The following is a 17,971-nucleotide window of genomic DNA, read 5'->3' as shown; positions in this document are numbered from 1 at the left end:
GTGAGCACCGGAGCGCAGGAAACGCGCGTCGGATCGCCACCAGCGCGCGTTTCCGCGCACCCATCAGAGGCGCTCGACCGGGGCGGTGAAGATATACCCCAGCCCGCGGACGGTGCGGATCAGGGATTCGGAATCGTTGCCCAGCTTGCGCCGCAGACGGCTGACCAGCACATCGACACTCCGATCGGACACATCGCCCAGGCGGGTGCGCGACAGTTCGAGCAGGCGGTCCCGCCCGATCACCCGTTGCGGATTGTCCAGGAAGCTGGCGAGCAGATCATGCTCGGCGCCGGAAATATCCACCACCGCCCCCGAAGGATCGGTCAGTTCGCGCCGGCGCAGATCCAATGTCCATCCGGCGAATTTCAGCGTTTCGCGGCGCGGCGTGCTGGGCTGCACCCCGGTCACGCCGCCGCTGCCACGGCGCAGCACCGCACGGACCCGCGCCAGCAACTCCTTCTGGCTGAAGGGCTTGGCCACGTAATCGTCGGCCCCCAGTTCCAGGCCGAGCACACGATCCAGTTCCTCGCCCCGGGCCGAGACCATGATGACGGGCGTATGGCGGTCCGGATGGACCACCTCGGCACCCGGCGCACCGCCCCGCCGCAGCGAACGGCAGAGATCCAGCCCGTTGGTTCCCGGCAGCATGACATCCAGAACGATCAGGTCGGCCGGCGATGCCGTCAGCGCGGCCCACATTTCGCGCCCGTCCTGCACGCCGCGTACGCGATAGCCATCAGCCTGCAAGGCCCTTACCAGCAGGGTACGCATACCGGGGTCGTCCTCGACGACCAGAATGCGGGCAGGCAAGTCGGAATCTGGGGCGGTCTGGGACATCGTCACGATGCGAATCGTCATTCCTGAAAGCACCGGCCGCCGGATCGGGCCGGAATGTCAGTGAAGATACCGTAAAATCGGGATCGGCGAAAAGGACCCCCTCAAACAGCAAGGGCCGGGTGGATGGTTCCACCCGGCCCCGCCGGCATTCCGGGTCACGCGGCCGGACCGATCAGGCCCGGCGACCACTCAGTGATGAGCGGCCGGCGCGGCGGCATGGGCCGCCGGTGCAGGGGTCAGCTTGAGTATCCAGAGCTGGGCGATATCCCGGGCGCCATTTTCGCCGGCGACGGTCTTGAGTGTCGCGATGGCGTCAGCGGTATGCCCGGCCGCAGCCTGCGCCAGACCGTAATGCAGCTTGCCGATATTGGGGTCCAGCGGACCCTTCGCCAGCCCTTTCTGCATCACGGCCAGACCTTTGTCTGCCTGACCGAAGGTCACGTAATTATAGCCCACGGTCAGCAGCGCATTGCCGGTCGGCGCGCTCGCGGCAGCGGCTTCGTCCGCCGCGATCGTGGCCTTCTTGTCGGCCACCGCCTTCACGACCATGGCCTTGAGCTTGGCTTCGCGCGCGGCCCCGGCATCCTTGCCCAGAACGCCGCTGGCATAGCCGGCATTGATCAGGTCCAGCGCCAGTTGCGGCAGGCCGGCCTGCATGGCCAGTTCGGTCATGTCCATGAAGTCGGACGGCGCCGTCAGCACACCCGCCGCCAGCCGGATGCGATAGACATCAAGCTGCAGGGCGGGCGCGACCTTGGGGTTGGTGATCAGCCCATGCAGGATCAGCGCCCAATATTCCGGCTTGGGATAATAGGACACCAGCATCACATAGGTGTGGTTCAGCCCCGACTGGTCCTTGAGCTGCGTCTGGCAGGCCGCCAGAAGCTGCAACTGGGATTCGACGGGAACCTTGCCGGCCTTGATCGTGGCATCGATCTGCGCCTGCTGAACGCGCGCGGCGTTCTTGTAGTCCTGTTGCAGATAATAGGACTGGATCAGCAGCGTCTCCATCGCCGGGTTGCTGCCGGCGGCCTTCAGATACTGCTCGGTCCCTGCGACGGCACGGGGATAATCCTTGGCGGTGTAGGCCATCGTGGCCTCCGCCATCATCATCTGTAGCTTGGCGTCCTTGGGAGTACGGCTGGACGCGATCAGCTTGTCATAGGCGGCCGTGGCCGCCGCCACGTTACCCGACTGCGCCGCGACGGCGGCACGCATCTGGGTGACCGTATATTCTTCGTAATCGGATTTGCCGGGCACGGCCTCGGCCGCATCGACGGCGGCCATCGCCTTGGCATAATTATGCGCGGCCAGGGCGGACTGGGCCTCCTGCAAGGGCTTGCCGACCTTGGCGCTCAGAGTGTCGGCCGCCCAGGCGGACCCGACCGACGAGACGGAAAACGGAACGGCGGCGATCACGCCGGCAAGCAGGCCGGCGCGGAACAGACGTAATGACATCAGCTCATTGTCCTTCCATGAACTGATCCTGACCTACGATACCCAGCTTGGTAATGCCAAGCCTCTGGGCGTCCGCAAGGACATGCGCCACCGTCTTGTAATCGGCCAGACGGTTGGGATGGATATGCATTTCGGGCTGGTCGGGCTGCGCCGCGGCCTCCTGAAGATGCGCCAGCAGCGACCCCTCGTCACCGATGGGCTCGCCATTCCACGAAAGGCTGTTGTCGAAATCGATCGCGAGCGTCACGACCTTCGGAATTTCGGTCGAAGGCGGCGGATCACCCTGGGGCAGATCCAGCGCGACCGAATGGGTCTGCAACGGAATGGTAATGATCAGCATGATCAGCAGCACCAACATGACGTCGATCAACGGCGTCGTGTTGATATCGACCATACCTTCGTCTTCGTGGGTGCTTTCGGAGCCGACACTCATGCCCATGGCGGTGTACTCTCTAAAAAAACGTGGGCCACTGGACCGTTCGAACCGCCACCTGAAACCGGTGCGGACGGACAAACGCGGCGCCCTGATGTGAGATTCCCGGAAGTCGGGGGCCGGCGCGGGCCGGCCCCCTGTTCCCCGTCGTTCAGTCCGAGTGGGGCTGCTCGGTGATGAAGTCCACGTGGTAGATCCCGGCTTCCTGGCAGGTGGCGATCACCCGCCCGACCGATTCGTAGCGCGCCTTGGCATCGCCACGGATCTGGATCTGGGGCTGCGGCTTGATCACCGCCACCTTTTCCAGCCGGTCCAGAAGGTCGGCCCGACTTTTGATCGCGACCTCGTTCCAGTAGATCTGCCCGTTCTCCGTCACCGCCAGCACCACATTGCCGGGCTTGGTCTGAGTGGGCTGGTTGGCGTCCTTCGGAAGGTTCACCTTGATCGTGTGTGTTGCGACTGGGATGGTGATCAGAAAGATGATCAGCAGCACCAGCATGACGTCGACAAGTGGAGTGGTGTTGATGGCGGACACCACCTCGTCTTCATCGCCGCCGCCTCCGACTTGCATCGCCATGTTCAGGCAACCCGGTTGGAGGTCGTGGTGGTGGTCGGCGAGCTATCGGGATGAACCACGATCTCCGGCGCGACACCATGACGGAAGCCACCCAGCAGGATCGACTGCAGGTCGGCGGCGAAGTTGCGGACCTTGTCCATGGCGCCCTTGTTGCGACGGACCAGCAGGTTGTAGCCCAGCACGGCCGGAACGGCGGTGCCCAGACCGATGGCGGTCATGATCAGCGATTCACCGACGGGGCCGGCAACCTTGTCGATCGACGCCTGGCCGGCGATGCCGATGGCGGTCAGGGCGTGATAGATACCCCAGACGGTGCCGAACAGACCGACGAACGGCGAGGTCGAACCCACGGTGCCGAGGAAGGCCAGGCCACCCTGCATCCGCGCCTGGATGGTATCGACGGCGCGCTGGATCGACATCGAGGTCCAGGTGTGCAGGTCGATGGATTCCTGCATCGTGCCTTCATGATGCTCGGCCGCGACGATGCCGGTATCGGCAATGTAGCGGAACGGCGAGGACGGCTTCAGCGCGGCGGCGCCTTCCTGGATCGAAGACTTGGTCCAGAAGGTCGACGCGGCTTCCTTGGCGGCCGAGAACATACGCATCTGTTCGAAGAACTTCGTGATCATGATGTACCATGTGCCCAGCGACATGACGACCATGATCAGCAGAACGCCACGGGCGATGATGTCACCGTTGCGCCACAGCGCATCCAGGCCATACGGGTTGCCGGCGGGCTTGGCCGGGGCGGCATCCTCGGCCGGCGGCGTCACTGCGGGGGCCGGAGCGGAGGCATCGGCGGCCGGAGCGGCCGGGGCAGCGCCGTCGGCCGGCGGGGTGGCCGGAGCCGAGCCGTCGGTCGGGGCGGCGGCGGGTGCCGAAGCGGCAGGTGCCGATGCGTCGGGCGCCGGAGCGGCCGGAGCCGCTGCGTCAGGGGCGGGAGCCGCGGCCGGAGCGGTGGACTGTGCGTCCTGAGCCACCGCGATCACGGGCGACGAGACGCTCAGAATGGCAGCCAGGGCCGATGCGGCAACAACAGGAACACGGTGCAGTCTGGTCATGTACTCCAAATCCTCTGTGGTAGATGGCCCGTTTGCCGGAACCCCGGGGCCGGCGGGCTCACACCCGTCCGGCTCCGGTCGTTAGGTAACCCTCAGTCGTTGCTGAGCCTGAAGGTAATCGTGTACGGATGGCGGAACTCCTTGATGGGCACGCCATTCTTGACCGCCGGCTGATACCGGGCACGGCGGACGTAATCCAACGCGGCCTGGGAGAACGACTGCCCACCCTGCACGCTCGTCACCGCGCAGTTGCTGGTCGACCCGTCCTGCTCCACGTCGCACACCACGGTCACGCGGCCTTCCCGATTTTCCTCGAGCATTTCCTCGGGATATTCGAGCTTGACGTTGTTCACCGGACGCGCACCCGCCAGATGATCCGGAACCGGCGGCCCGACAGGCGCGTTCTGCACTGTCGGCGGCGCAGGCGGCGACGGCGGCATCGGCTTCGGCGGTGGCGTATGCGTCACCTGCTTGATCACCTGCTGCGGCGGCGGCTGGATCTGGATCTTCGGCGGCGGAATGTACGGCGGCGGCGGCTGCGTCATCACCGGCGGCGGAGGCGGCGGTGGTGGCGGCGGCGGCGGCTTCTTCTCCGTAATAATCTTGGTCTGGATGGGCGGGTGCAGTTCCTGGACGATTTTCGCCCCGAGACCGTTCATCAACGCCCAGATCAGAACCACGTGCAGGAGAACAACGACAGTTATGCCGATGATATGCTTCGTCGGACTGCGTTGTTGTTCCGCGTAGTTCATGTCGAAACCTCCTTAACCCTCTCGTCCACGCCGGTTTCGGCACTCAAAACCACAACAAATCAGGACCACTTCGCAGCGTCCGGCCTTCTCTCCGGGCAAACCCCGGCCACACCGTGGCATGGCCACGGGATGTGCGAAAGCACGCACAAACGATAATCGGGATCGTGCATCCCCTGCGTTCCGACCTGACCGGACAGACATCGAAATGCCGCCAAGCCATCGAATTGGGCTATTGCGCCCATCCGATGTCAAGCAAGATATTTATCGAATTTGAAACGAGTAATTTGTCATCACTGGCCCAAAAAATGGCCATATTAACAACCTGTCATAAATGGCGAAAAACTGGCGATTTTTGAGAGTGTGCCCATTTTTCTGCCATTTTTCGCGCCGGGTCCGCTTTTGTTTCGAAATCGACACATTGACCTTCCGGCCCACGTCGCCCCGTTCGCCGCGCTGACAGAACCTGAACGCACGAGGGCCGGATCAGGTTCGAATCCATCGTACGGGCCGCAAATCCCGTCATAAAAATCTCACAAAAAAAGGCGGCCGAAGCCGCCCTCTCTTGCGCGCATACCCCGCGATCACCCTGCGGCGATCACTGGGCGGAAGCACTGGCCTCGGACCGGGTCGCCCCCACACGGGCGGCCAGGGCCGCCGCCATGAAGTCATCCAGGTCCCCGTCCAGCACCGCGCCGGGGTTGCCGCGCTCGACATTCGTCCGCAGGTCCTTCACCAACTGGTAGGGCGCCAGCACATAGGAGCGGATCTGGTGCCCCCAGCCGATATCGGTCTTCGCCGCCTCGGTCTGGGCCGCGGCGGCCTCGCGCCGTTGCAGTTCCTGCTCGTACATGCGGGCCTTCAGCATCGTCATCGCTGTGGCGCGGTTGCGATGCTGCGACCGGTCGGTCTGGCAGGCCACCACGATGCCGGTGGGAATATGGGTGATTCGAATCGCGGACTCGGTCTTGTTGACGTGCTGCCCGCCGGCACCCGAAGCCCGGAACGTATCGACCTTCAGATCGGCTTCGTTGATCTCGATCTCGATCGAATCATCGACCACCGGATAAACCCAGACCGAGGCAAACGACGTTTGCCGCCGCGCCGCCGCGTCGAAGGGCGAAATCCGCACCAGGCGATGCACCCCGGCCTCGGTCTTCAACCAGCCATAGGCATTGGGGCCGGTCACCTGGATCGTCGCCGATTTCAGCCCGGCCTGCTCGCCCTCCGAGCTTTCCATCAGCGTGACCTTGTAGCCATGCTGCTCGGCCCAGCGCGTGTACATGCGCAGCAGCATCTCGGCCCAGTCCTGAGCCTCGGTGCCGCCGGCGCCGGCATTGACTTCCATGTAGCAGTCGTTGCTGTCGGCCTCGCCGGACAGCAGGCTCTCGGTCTCGCGGCGCTTGGCCTCGTCGGCCAGTTCGCGCAGCATCCGCGTGGCGTCCTTCAGGACGGCCTCATCGCCTTCCATCTCGGCCAGTTCGACCAGATCCAGCGTATCGCGGACATCGCCTTCCAGCCGCTGCACCCCCTCGACCTGCCCGGCCAGCAGGGTGCGCTCGCGCATCAGCTTCTGGGCGGCATCCGGATCGTTCCACAGATCCGGGTCCTCCGCCCGGTTGTTCAGTTCGGCCAGACGGCCGATTGCGACATCCCAGTCAAAGATGCCTCCTCAGCAGTGCCACCGACTGCTTGAGCTGGTCGTTGAGAGCCTCGGTCTCGGCGGACATGGAACAGGAACTCCATCGGTCAGAAAGGGCGACCGATTGGCGGCCGGCCCGACAGGAAAAGCAAGCGGCGTCAATACAGGCCACCCATGCCGATGTCACCCCCGCCCGCCGGCGCGGCAGGAGCGGCGGCCGAAGGCGCGGGCTGGCCCGGCACGCCGGCGGGGCCGGCGGCGGGCCCGCCGGCGGGCGCGGCAGAGGGCGATGCCGCCATGTCGCTCTCGGAATCCGGCATCGTCTCGGCGCCGGTATCCTCGGCGGTCAACGCGCCGGTCGCATTGGCGTTCAGGTCGGCGCTGATGCCCGGCACCTGGTCGGGCTTGAAGGCATCCACCGCCATGCCCATGCCGGTATCGTAGCGCGCCAGCGTCAGCCCCTGGGGCACGGGGAAATCCAGCCTCGGCCGGTCGGCCAGCACCGCCTTCATCACCCGGTTCCAGATCGGGCCGGCGATCGTGCCGCCGGTCTCGTTCTTGCCCAGCGTCTGCGGCGTGTCGAAGCCGACCCAGACGATCGTCACGATATCGGGCGAAAAGCCGGCGAACCACGCATCGTTGAAATTCTGGCTGGTGCCGGTCTTGCCGGCGATGGGCCGGTCGATGCCCTGCCCGGCCCGATTGCCGGTGCCGCGCAGGATCACGTCACGCATCATCGCCACGATCTGGTACGCGCTGTCCGGCGAAGCGACCTGCGGCCGCGTATCCACCAGCACCGGCCCATCGGTCGGCACGCCCGCCACCGCCGGGGAGGCGACGGCCGCCGGTGCCGCCACCGATGCCCCATTCCCCGCGACGGCCGGTTGTGGCGTGCCGCCGGGCACCGGGGCGGCGGTGCCGGCGGGGGGCACCGCCGCCTGCAAGGCCAGGCCCGGCGGCTGCCACAGCACATGGCCGTCGCGGTCCTGCACATTGTCGATCAGGGTCGGCGTCACCAGCCGCCCGCCCGCCGCGATGGTGGCATAGGCCCCGGCCTCGCGCAGCACGGTCGTCTCCACCGCGCCCAGCGCGGCCGGCAGAACATGCGGCATGGACTCGACCAGTTGCAGCGAAGTGGCCATGTTCGCCACCGATTTCATGCCAATATGGGCCGCCAGACGGATCGTCACCAGATTGCGCGATTCCCGCAGCGCGTCATGCAGGGTGGTCGGACCCCAGAAATCCTTCTCGTAATTGTTCGGATGCCAGGTGCCATAAGACACCGGGGAATCGTCGAATTTCTGCGACGGCGAAATCCCCTGCTCCATCGCCGTCAGATAGACGAACGGCTTGAAGGACGATCCGGGCTGGCGCAGCGCCTGGGTCGCGCGATTGAACTGCGACTGGCCGAACGACCAGCCGCCGACCATCGCCAGCACCCGGCCCGTCCGCACGTCCATCGTCACCAGCGCGCCCTCGACCTTGGGCACCTGCCGCAGCGCGACCCCGCCGCCATCGGCCTGGGGCTCGACCATCAGCACATCGCCCGCGCGGGGGGCGCGCCAGCGGCGCATCCAGGCCATGTCGCGCGCCAGCAGCCGCCCGCTGCGCGGTTCGGCATGCGCCGCCGGCCCTTCCAGCCAGCCGATCTCCCCCGTGGCCGGCGAGAGCAGGACCCCCAGCCGCCAGGAATCCAGCATGCCGGGCGGCCGCGCCGTATGTGCCAGCGCAGGCACCCACTGGCCGGCATCCGCGCCGGACGCGATCTCGTCCAGATGCGCCACCGGCCCCCGCCAGCCGCCATGGTCGTGGTCGTAGCTCATCAACCCGTCGCGCACCGCGGCGGTCGCGACCTGCTGGATATGCGGGTCCATGCTGGTATGCACCAGAAGGCCGCCCTGCATGGTGGTGTCCTGCCCGTAACGCTCGATCAACTGGCGGCGCACTTCCTCGCCGAACCATTCCGAGCCGGGGGCCGGGCCGGGCCGGGTGAAGGCCTGCGGCACCAGCGGCTCGGCCTGCGCCAGACGCGCCTGCTCCTCGGTGATGGCACCGATCTCGACCATCTGCTGCAACACGAGGTTGCGCCGGGCCAGCGCCGCGTCCGGGAAACGGTAGGGGTTGTAGTTGGAAGGCGATTTCGGCAACGCCCCCAGGAACGCGGCCTGCGCGTCGTCCAACTGGTCCAGCGGCTTGTTGAAATAGGTCTGCGCCGCCGCGCCGACGCCATAGGCGCCCGCGCCCAGATAGATCTCGTTCAGGTAGATTTCGAGGATCTTGTCCTTGGACAGGGTCTGCTCGATACGGATCGCCAGCAGGGCTTCCTTGGCCTTGCGCTCCAGCGACAAAGTCTGTTTCGAGCCCAGCAGCATGATGCGCGCCACCTGCTGCGTGATCGTCGAGGCACCAATCGGTCGGTGCCCCTTGTTCATCGTCAGGTCGGTCAGCCCCGCGCGGAGGATCGCGAACGGATTGACGCCGCCATGGGTATAGAATTTCTGGTCTTCGGTCGCGATGACGGCATTCTTTACCCGTGCCGGAATGGCCGAATAGGGCACGAAGATACGCCGTTCCGCCGCCAGTTCCGCCATCACCCGGTCATCGCCGGAATAAAGCCGGCTCATCACCGGCGGCTGGTAGGTGCGCAGCCCGTCAACCGTCGGCAGGTCGGCCACCAGTTGCTCGTATTTGGTCCAGGCGACCATCCCGCCGGCCAGCGAGCCCAGCAGCAGCACCGCCGCCCCCCCGCCGAGCAGCCTGCGCACCAGCCGGAAGCGCGGCCGGCGCGGGCCGCCACCCGGCCCCGTCAGGCCGAAACCGCGTCGCGACGGGCGGGGAGCCCCACCGTCTGCGGCATCACCGCCAATGCGCGAAGTCACAAGCAGCCGGCCGTCACGGCCTGATCCGTTACGAAAAATCATCCAGGGTCCAGTGGGCGAAGGGCAAGGAAACGAGATCCGTCACGACGGGCACCGGCGGGAACGGGGCTGGGCAAGGACGCCTCTCCTAGCATTCCCGGACCCCGGCGTCGCCCCCCGCAAGGTGCGTCAACCACCCGCCTGACGCTGCCATTCCGCGCGCCCCTCCTGCTCCAGACGGGTGAAAACGGCATCATCCAGCACCAGTCCGGCGGCGGCGACATTCTCCTCGACATGCTCGGGGCTGCCGGTACCGGGAATCGGCAGCATCACCGGGGCGCGGCGCAGCAGCCATGCCAGCGCCACCTGCCCCGGCGTGGCCCCCAGATCGCGCGCCACCCGGTCCAGCACGCCGCCCTCGCGGGCCAGCGACCCCGCCGCCAGCGGCGCCCAGGGGATGAAGCCGATCCCGTGCCCCGCGCAATAATCCAGCACGTCCTCCGAGGCACGATTGACCAGGTTATAGCGGTTCTGCACCGTCGCGACCGGAAAGAAGCGCCGGGCCCGCTCGATCATCTCCACGGGCACTTCCGAGAGGCCGACATGGCGGATCAGCCCTTCCGCGCGCATCGCGGCGATCACCTCGAACTGCGTCTCCGGCGTGCAATCCGGCCCCACGCGATGCAACTGCCACAAATCGATGCAATCCACCCCGAGGCGCCGCATGCTCATCAGCACGCACTGGCGCAGATAGTCCGGGTTTCCCACCGGCCGCCAGATATCCGGCCCATGGCGCGTATGCCCGCCCTTGGTCGCGATATGCAGCCCGGCATAGGGATGAAGGGCGGCGCGGATCAGATCCTCGCTGACATAAGGCCCATAGGCGTCGGCGGTGTCGATCAGCGTCACGCCGCAGGCCGCCGCGCGGCGCAGCGTGTCCAGCGCGCGGTCACAGTCGGGCGGATCGCCCCAGATTCCGCGCCCGGTAATCCGCATGGCGCCAAACCCCAGGCGCGCGACGGGCAGATCGCCGCCAATCAGGAATGTGCCGGCCTGGCCTGCATCGGGACGGGGCATGAAAGCGCTCCTCAAACATGCGCACCAGGGCGGAAACAAAGGCCAGACCCCGGCAGTTAAAGCAGGAAAATGGCGGCACCAAGGCAGTCCGGTTTTTCACGACGACCGTTTATGGAGCCGCCAAATCCCGACCCGGACACACCACCAGCGCGTGTGTCCGGGCCGAGATTCAGCCGAGCATTCTGCCTATGACGCGGGCAGTATAATCCACCACCGGGATGATGCGCCCATAATTGAGGCGCGTGGGGCCGATCACCCCGATCGCCCCCACGATCCGGTTGCTGTCGGTCCGTGCCGGGGCCACCACCACCGAGGTGCCGGAAAGCCCGAACAGCCCACTCTCGGCCCCGATGAAGATCCGCACGCCATCCGATTCCTGCGCCAGTTCCAGCAGGCGCAGCATCGTCTCCTGCGCCTCCAGCCGCTCGAACAGCATCTGGATGGTGGAAAGGCGCTCGATCTCCGTCACGTCGGCCAGCAGGCGTGCCTGCCCGCGGACGAACAGCGTGCCGCCGCGATCCACGTCGCTCCAGGTCGCCAGCCCGCTGGCCACGATCTCGGCGGTCAGATGATGCAGTTCGCTGCGATTGGCGCTCATGTCCGCGCTGACATGCGTGCGCAGATCCTCCAGCGAGCGCCCGGCCAACTGGGCGTTGAGATAATTCCCCGCTTCGACCAGCGCCGAGGGCGGCAGTCCGATCGGGGTCTCGATCACCCGGTTTTCCACCTGCCCGTCCGCGCCGACCAGGATCACCAGCGCCCGCCGAGGGCCGAGGGCGACGAACTCGATATGCTTCACCGCCCCGTCGCCCTTGGGCGCCAGCACCAGCCCTGCGGCCGAGGACAGGCCGGACAGCATCGACGATGCCTCGGCCAGCGTGTCCTGCAACGAGCGGCCGCGCATTTCCAGCGAGTTGGTGATGGTCTCGCGCTCGTCCTCGCTCAGGCTGCCGAATTGCAGCAACCCGTCCACGAACAGCCGCACCCCCTTTTCCGTCGGCAGGCGACCGGCCGAGGCATGGGGCGAAAACAGCAGCCCGGCCTCGGTCAGGTCCGCCATCACGTTGCGGATGGTCGCCGGCGAGAGCGGCAGCGGCAGGCGCCGCGACAGCGTGCGCGACCCGACGGGCTCTCCGGTTTCCACATATTGTTCGACGATCTCGCGCAGGATCGCCGCCGAACGGGCATCCAGCCCCGGTGGCAGGGCCGGACGGGAAGACAGGGTGCCGGGATTCATCCTGCTTGAAGCCTCCACGTTCGAGGCCGGCGGAAGCCGGCGGAATTGACCCTTATAAATCTGGAAGCTCCGGCCGGCTATGACAAGCGTCGGGCTGGCCATTCTCCCCCGGCTCGGGCTATGCCCGCGTTTTCGGCGGCCCGCCCCGGAATGCCCTGCCTGTCGATGCGGAGTATCGTTTGCCCATGACCCCCCGCCCCTCGGGCCGCGCCGCCGACGCGCTGCGCCCCGTCTCCATCGAAACCGGCTTCGCCCGCCACGCCGAAGGTTCGGCCCTGATCCGCATGGGCGGGACCGAGGTGCTGTGCGCCGCCAGCGTCGAGCCCCGCGTACCGCCCTTCCTGCGCGGCCAGGGCAAGGGCTGGGTCACCGCCGAATACGGCATGCTGCCCCGCGCCACCCACACGCGCGGCCCGCGCGAGGCCGCGAAGGGCAAGCAGTCGGGCCGCACGCAGGAAATCCAGCGCCTGATCGGCCGCTCGCTGCGCGCCGTGACCGACCTGACCGCCCTGGGCGAAATTTCGATCACCGTCGATTGCGACGTGCTGAACGCCGATGGCGGCACCCGCTGCGCCTCCATCACCGGCGCCTGGGTCGCCCTGCGGCTGGCGCTGGAGAAGCTGGTGCGCAACCGCGTGCTGGCCCGCGTGCCGCTGACGGCACAGGTCGCGGCCATCTCCTGCGGCCTGACCGGGGCCGGCGCGGTGCTCGACCTCGATTACGACGAGGACAGCACGGCCGCCGCCGACGCCAATTTCGTCCTCACCGAGGCCGGCGGCATCGTCGAGATCCAGGGCACGGCCGAACAGGCCCCGCTCTCGCAGGCGCAGTTCGAGGCCCTGATGCGGCTGGCACAGGGCGGCACCGCGCATCTGTTCGCCGCCCAGCTTGCTGCGGTCGACAAAGCACTGGCCGCACGGGGCGACGCGTCGTGAGCGGGGCGAGCACCCCCCGCCTGGCCTCCGGCACACGGCTGGTCCTGGCCAGCCACAACCAGGGCAAGCTGGCGGAATTCGATGCCCTGCTGAACGGCTATGGCATCACCATCGTCTCCGCCGGCCAGCTCGGCCTGCCCGAACCCGAGGAAACCGCCGACAGCTTCACCGGCAACGCGGCGCTGAAGGCCGTGGCGGCGGCCAGGGCCAGCGGCCTGCCGGCGCTGGCCGACGATTCCGGCCTCTGCGTCGCCGCCCTCGGCGGCGCGCCAGGGATCTATTCCGCCCGCTGGGCCGGCCCCGACAAGGATTTCCCCGGCGCCATGGCCCGCATCCACGAAGCCATCGGCAACGACGAGGACCGGTCCGCCTGGTTCATCTCCGTCCTCTGTCTCGCGTGGCCCGACGGCACCCTCCGCACGTTCGAAGGCCGGATCGACGGACAGATCGCCTGGCCGCCCCGTGGCGCCCAGGGCCATGGCTACGATCCGATCTTTACGCCGGAAGGCGAGACCCGGACCTTCGCCGAGATGCCCGAGGCCGAGAAGAACGCCATCAGCCATCGCGCCCGCGCCTTCGCCGCCTTTCGCGCCGCCTGCCTACCCTCATAGAATAGCTAGAAAAATCACCACTTAGTTGACGGTAATCTCTTGGCAGGGTAGCTGAATGCCTCTCATAGTAAGTCGTAATGGGACGCTGCCTTTTGTCGCGGGAGTTGGCCAGAGCAAAGGAGCGTTATCAGGCAAACGCACTCGAAGCCTATCGTTCTGCCGCACGAAATCTCATACCTCATATTCACGTTGATTTTCACGTCACGGGATGGACAGGCCGCGGGGTGGACGCGTATCGTCATTCGTGGAAGCGCCGGTCAAAGTGGGACTGGGAAGAGATCTTCCGTCGCCATAGAGAACCTGATTGCTTGGAAATGGCGGTCTGGTCAGAGCATTCGGACTTGTGCGCATTAGGGTTAGGTTTGACTTCCGGAAGAGCCGTTGAACTCCGTTTTTTAGAGGGGAATGGCCAAGACGGTTGTCCTCTCGTTGGACGCCGAGCCCTAATTGCGTTGGAAACAGTGTCTTGTTACGCGCAACTCATGGGGAAGCGTGAGGTTTGGGTTAATCCCATAAATGAACAAACCACACGCCTTTACGTTGATGAATTTGGGTTTGAGCGTGTCGTCGAGAAAGGGCGGACGCCGTTTTTTCGTCGCTATGTATGAGTAAGGTTGTTACGAAAGGAGGATGAATATGGCTGATGTCACGAAAAGGCTCGCCGCCTCTTTCCGGAGCGGTGTACGCCTTATCTCTAAGCCGGTGCCCCCGCCTGAGCCGGTATATTGTGAGCCACGTGCGGCTACGGGGCTATTTGCCAGCTTAAGCCATGATAAAAAAGAGGCCGTTCTTTCTTATCGTGGGCCACAGGATCATGGCGATATGGCTTTTAGCCGGAAATAAATAGCGCAAAACAGCAGCTTGATGAGCTGCTGCTTTGGCCTGTTCCGTCGCAGGTGGCAGGCCAAACCTAGAGCTTTTTCACCGAAAACCAGTTCGGTGGAAATGCGGACACCGTCTGCCAGTACGGCTTCGCGCAGGTCAAAATCGACCGCTTCACCTATTGTCAACACTACAGCCACGATCCGATACTAGGACGCGCTCGACGCGGCCAGCTATCCAGCGTTCGGGACAGCACAAATCCGGACCGCCTTCCGGATCCGGCCACGATAGGCGGGATGGCGGTGACCGCCACGCACTGACGGTGACAGACCTCCCCAACGCGAACGGGCCTCGATGAGGCCCGTTCCAACCGTTCCGATAGTCTGCCGGATCAGCGCCCGGTCATGATGCGGTCGACCAGTTGGCCGACCGTCGGCACGAACCCGTTGGCATAGAACGGGTCGGTGGCGAAGCGCCATGCGTTCGTGCCGCCGAACATCAGGTTGTTGTCCATCACCCCGTCGTCGCCTTCCGGCCCCGCATGGGCAATGGCCTGAAGCGTCTTCTGGATGCAGAACGAACGCGGATCGGCCCTGTGGCCGTTGGAATAATCCGGTCCCCGCTGGCTCCAGTTCGAGAAGCGGCATTCCGACAGACAGCCCATGCACGCCACCTGATCGGCCAGGATCTCCCGCGCCTTCTCCGGCGTGACGAAGATCAGGGTGGAATCCGGCGTGCGCATGGCCTCGGTGTAGCCTTCCAGCTCCCACAGCCGGACATGCTCGCGATCGGCCTCGGTCATGAAAACCTGCCGGCCACGGGCACCCACGCCATAGGCGGCGGTATGCTCGCCCACCGGCTCGGTCGAATAGGCAACCTGCCGCTCCGACCGCCCCTGAAGCTCCCGCAGGAAGGGATTGTTCACCGCCGAGGAATAGAATCCCGTGGGCGAGAACCGGTTCAGGAACACGTCCCCCTTCTTCAGGGTCAGCAGCCGGCGCTTCCACGCATCGGGGATCGGGCTCTCCTGCGTCAGCAGCGGCCGGGTGCCGAACTGGAAGGCGATCGGCCCGAGTTCGGGATTGTCGATCCAGTCTTCCCATTCCTCCAGGCACCACACCCCACCGGCCATGACGATCGGCGTCTCATGCAGGCCGAAACCGCGCATCGCCTGACGCAACGCCAGCACGCGCGGGAACGGGTCTTCCGGATTGAGCGGATTTTCGCTGTTCGACAGGCCATTATGCCCGCCGGCCCGCCACGGGTCTTCGTACACCACCCCGCCCAGCCCATCGGGGTTCTTGTGGAATGAACGCTTCCACAAGGCACTGAACGCCCGCGCGGACGACACGATGGGATAATAATGGATGCCGAACCGCGCCGCGATGTCCGACAGGCGATAGGGCATGCCCGCACCGCAGGTCAGGCCATGGATCAGCCCCGGCGCGCCTTCCAGCACGCCCATGATAACGTCTTCGGCGCCGCCCATCTCCCACAGGATGTTGGCATGCACGCGCCCGCGCCCACCCGACAGATCATGCGCGATCCGCGCCTGCGCAATGCCGCCGGCAATGGCGTAGGCAATCAGTTCCTGCTGCCGTTCGCGCCGGTTCCGGCCGTGATAGACCTGCGGAACATAGCGTCCCTCAGCGTCATAGGAATCGGCATTGACGATCGAAACCGTGCCGGCGCCCCCCGCCGCCGCCCAATGTCCGGACGATATGCCGGTCGAAACCGATACGCCCTTCCCACCTTCGATCAGCGGCAGGACATCCACCCCGCCCATGCGGATCGCATTGATCGCCTTCATCACCACCCTATTGTCCTCGCACGGTCCCGACGGGCCGGCGTCTCGTCCATCCGTGTCCCGCGCCTCACGGGCGGGGCCGCGGCGGCGAGGCTGACTGCCCCGCCGCCAATCGGCTTCAGCGTGCCGGCGGCCGAGCGGGCTTGGCGCCGACCGCCTCGCTGATGTCGGCACCCGTCTCCTGGTCGACGACGCGCATCGACAGCTTGACCTTGCCGCGATCGTCGAAGCCCAGAACCTTCACCTTGACCACATCGCCCTGGTTGACGATGTCCGTGGTCTTGGCCACCCGGCCCTGCGACAGTTCCGAGATATGGACCAGACCGTCGCGCGCACCCAGGAAGTTCACGAACGCACCGAAATCGGCGGTCTTGACCACCTTGCCGGTATAGATCGCGCCAATCTCGGGCTCGGCCACGATGCCGCGAATACGCTCGATCGCCTTGGTGGCCTGCTCTTCGGCCGACGCGGCGATCATGATCGTGCCGTCATCGTTGATATCGATCTTGGCGCCCGAATATTCAACGATCTCACGGATCACTTTACCGCCCTGGCCGATCACATCGCGGATCTTTTCCTTGGGCACGGTGATGGTCGTGATCTTCGGCGCGGTCGAGGACACGTCGCTGCGCCCCTCGGTCAGGGCCTTGGACATCTCGCCCAGGATGTGCAGACGGCCGTCGCGCGCCTGGCCCAGGGCGATCTTCATGATCTCGGGCGTGATGGACGTGATCTTGATGTCCATCTGCAACGCGGTGACGCCCTGCTCGGTGCCCGCCACCTTGAAGTCCATGTCGCCCAGATGATCTTCGTCACCCAGAATGTCGGACAGCACGGCGAAGCCGCGATCTTCCTTGATCAGGCCCATGGCGATGCCCGCCACCGGACGCTTCAGCGGCACGCCGGCATCCATCAGCGCCAGCGAGGTGCCGCACACGGTCGCCATCGACGACGAACCGTTGCTCTCGGTGATCTCGGACACCACGCGCATGGTGTACGGGAAGGTATCCTTGCCGGGCAGCAGCGGATGCACCGCGCGCCAGGCCAGCTTGCCATGCCCGATCTCGCGACGGCCCGGCGAGCCCATGCGGCCGCACTCACCCACCGAGTAGGGGGGGAAGTTGTAGTGCAGCATGAAGTTGGTGCGGTATTCGCCTTCCAGCGCGTCGATCACCTGCTCATCCTGGGCGGTGCCCAGGGTGGCGACCACCAGGGCCTGGGTCTCGCCACGGGTGAACAGGGCCGAGCCATGGGCGCGCGGCAGAATGCCGACTTCCGACACGATCGGGCGGACCGTCTTCAGGTCGCGGCCGTCGATCCGCAGGCCGGTATCCAGCACCGAACTGCGCACCACGTCGGCTTCCAGATCCTTCAGGATCGGCTTGGCCGCGCCCGCATCCAGGCCTTCCGCCGTCAGCGCCGCCAGCACGGCGTCCTTCGCCGCGCCGACCTTCTTGTAACGCGCCTGCTTCACGCGCTCCTGGTACGCTTCGGCGATCGACGCGCGGCCCAGCACGTCGATCCGCTTGCGCAGCGCCAGTTCCTCGGCCGACGGCTCGGCCAGGTCCCACGGCGCCTTCGCGGCATGCTCGGCCAGCGCGATGATGGCGTCGATGACCGGCTGGAACGCTTCATGACCGAAGGTCACGGCACCCAGCATCACCTCTTCGCTCAGTTCGGCGGCTTCGGATTCGACCATCAGCACGCCTTCGGCGGTGCCGGCGACGACCAGATCCAGCGCGCTGTCCTTCATCTCCGGCAGGGTCGGGTTCAGCACATAGGCGCCGTTCGCATAGCCGACGCGGCAGGCCGCCACCGGGCCGAAGAACGGAATGCCCGACAGCGTCAGCGCCGCCGAGCAGCCGAT

General features: G+C 66.0%; 15 protein-coding genes. 2 read left to right on the top strand and 13 right to left on the bottom strand.

Going from position 1 to position 17,971, the window contains the following annotated elements; genetic code table 11:
* Positions 1–63 precede the first annotated feature (63 nt).
* The 10 genes from ABF821_RS14660 to hrcA form a co-directional block, all read right to left on the bottom strand.
* Positions 64–858, bottom strand: a complete 795-nt coding sequence (locus ABF821_RS14660) for a response regulator (protein ID WP_259654564.1) — start codon at positions 856–858, stop codon at positions 64–66.
* A gap of 168 nt (positions 859–1,026) precedes the next feature.
* Positions 1,027–2,295: a hypothetical protein gene (locus ABF821_RS14655; protein WP_415530523.1), complete on the bottom strand. Its 1,269-nt coding sequence runs from the start codon at positions 2,293–2,295 to the stop codon at positions 1,027–1,029.
* A gap of 4 nt (positions 2,296–2,299) precedes the next feature.
* Positions 2,300–2,734, bottom strand: coding sequence for an ExbD/TolR family protein (locus tag ABF821_RS14650; RefSeq protein ID WP_182974482.1), 435 nt, complete (start codon positions 2,732–2,734; stop codon positions 2,300–2,302).
* 145 nt (positions 2,735–2,879) lie between these two features.
* Positions 2,880–3,305, bottom strand: a complete 426-nt coding sequence (locus tag ABF821_RS14645; protein WP_182974483.1) for an ExbD/TolR family protein — start codon at positions 3,303–3,305, stop codon at positions 2,880–2,882.
* A 2-nt stretch (positions 3,306–3,307) separates the two neighbouring features.
* Entirely contained in the window at positions 3,308–4,366 is a 1,059-nt protein-coding gene (locus ABF821_RS14640; protein ID WP_182974484.1) for a MotA/TolQ/ExbB proton channel family protein, read from the bottom strand.
* A gap of 92 nt (positions 4,367–4,458) precedes the next feature.
* The gene (locus tag ABF821_RS14635; protein ID WP_114725403.1) at positions 4,459–5,118 is read right to left on the bottom strand and encodes an energy transducer TonB; all 660 of its coding nucleotides are present in this window, start codon (positions 5,116–5,118) and stop codon (positions 4,459–4,461) included.
* 595 nt (positions 5,119–5,713) lie between these two features.
* Positions 5,714–6,845 (bottom strand): peptide chain release factor 2 gene (gene prfB / locus ABF821_RS14630; protein WP_114725401.1). Its coding sequence is split into 2 segments (ribosomal slippage): positions 5,714–6,775 and positions 6,777–6,845, totalling 1,131 coding nucleotides; the frame shifts between segments, so codons are not numbered across the junction.
* 70 nt (positions 6,846–6,915) lie between these two features.
* The gene (locus tag ABF821_RS14625; RefSeq protein ID WP_415530522.1) at positions 6,916–9,678 is read right to left on the bottom strand and encodes a penicillin-binding protein 1A; all 2,763 of its coding nucleotides are present in this window, start codon (positions 9,676–9,678) and stop codon (positions 6,916–6,918) included.
* 126 nt (positions 9,679–9,804) lie between these two features.
* A complete protein-coding gene (locus tag ABF821_RS14620) occupies positions 9,805–10,692 on the bottom strand; it encodes an aldo/keto reductase (protein WP_415530521.1) in 888 nt (295 codons plus the stop codon).
* Positions 10,693–10,861: 169 nt separating this feature from the next.
* The gene (gene hrcA / locus ABF821_RS14615) at positions 10,862–11,929 is read right to left on the bottom strand and encodes a heat-inducible transcriptional repressor HrcA (RefSeq protein WP_415530520.1); all 1,068 of its coding nucleotides are present in this window, start codon (positions 11,927–11,929) and stop codon (positions 10,862–10,864) included.
* 185 nt (positions 11,930–12,114) lie between these two features.
* Between hrcA and rph the strand changes: the two genes are divergently transcribed.
* Positions 12,115–12,864: a ribonuclease PH gene (rph, locus tag ABF821_RS14610; protein ID WP_415530519.1), complete on the top strand. Its 750-nt coding sequence runs from the start codon at positions 12,115–12,117 to the stop codon at positions 12,862–12,864.
* A complete protein-coding gene (gene rdgB / locus ABF821_RS14605) occupies positions 12,861–13,475 on the top strand; it encodes an RdgB/HAM1 family non-canonical purine NTP pyrophosphatase (protein ID WP_415530518.1) in 615 nt (204 codons plus the stop codon). Before rph ends, rdgB begins: the two co-directional genes overlap by 4 nt.
* 812 nt (positions 13,476–14,287) lie before the next feature.
* Here the strand turns inward: rdgB and ABF821_RS14600 are convergent.
* From ABF821_RS14600 to pnp, 3 genes are all read right to left on the bottom strand, one after another.
* The gene (locus ABF821_RS14600) at positions 14,288–14,497 is read right to left on the bottom strand and encodes a hypothetical protein (protein WP_182974489.1); all 210 of its coding nucleotides are present in this window, start codon (positions 14,495–14,497) and stop codon (positions 14,288–14,290) included.
* Between the two features lie 191 nt (positions 14,498–14,688).
* The gene (locus ABF821_RS14595) at positions 14,689–16,107 is read right to left on the bottom strand and encodes an NAD(P)H-dependent flavin oxidoreductase (RefSeq protein WP_415530517.1); all 1,419 of its coding nucleotides are present in this window, start codon (positions 16,105–16,107) and stop codon (positions 14,689–14,691) included.
* Positions 16,108–16,222: 115 nt separating this feature from the next.
* Positions 16,223–17,971, bottom strand: a 1,749-nt coding sequence (gene pnp, locus ABF821_RS14590; RefSeq protein ID WP_415530516.1) for a polyribonucleotide nucleotidyltransferase, incomplete at its 5' end; no start/stop codon positions are given.

It is taken from the genome of Gluconacetobacter sp. (assembly GCF_047721585.1).
Classification (GTDB): Bacteria; Pseudomonadota; Alphaproteobacteria; order Acetobacterales; family Acetobacteraceae; genus Gluconacetobacter; species Gluconacetobacter dulcium.
The sequence above is the reverse complement of the archived record's forward strand: the minus strand, read 5'-3'. Positions and strand labels throughout refer to the sequence as shown.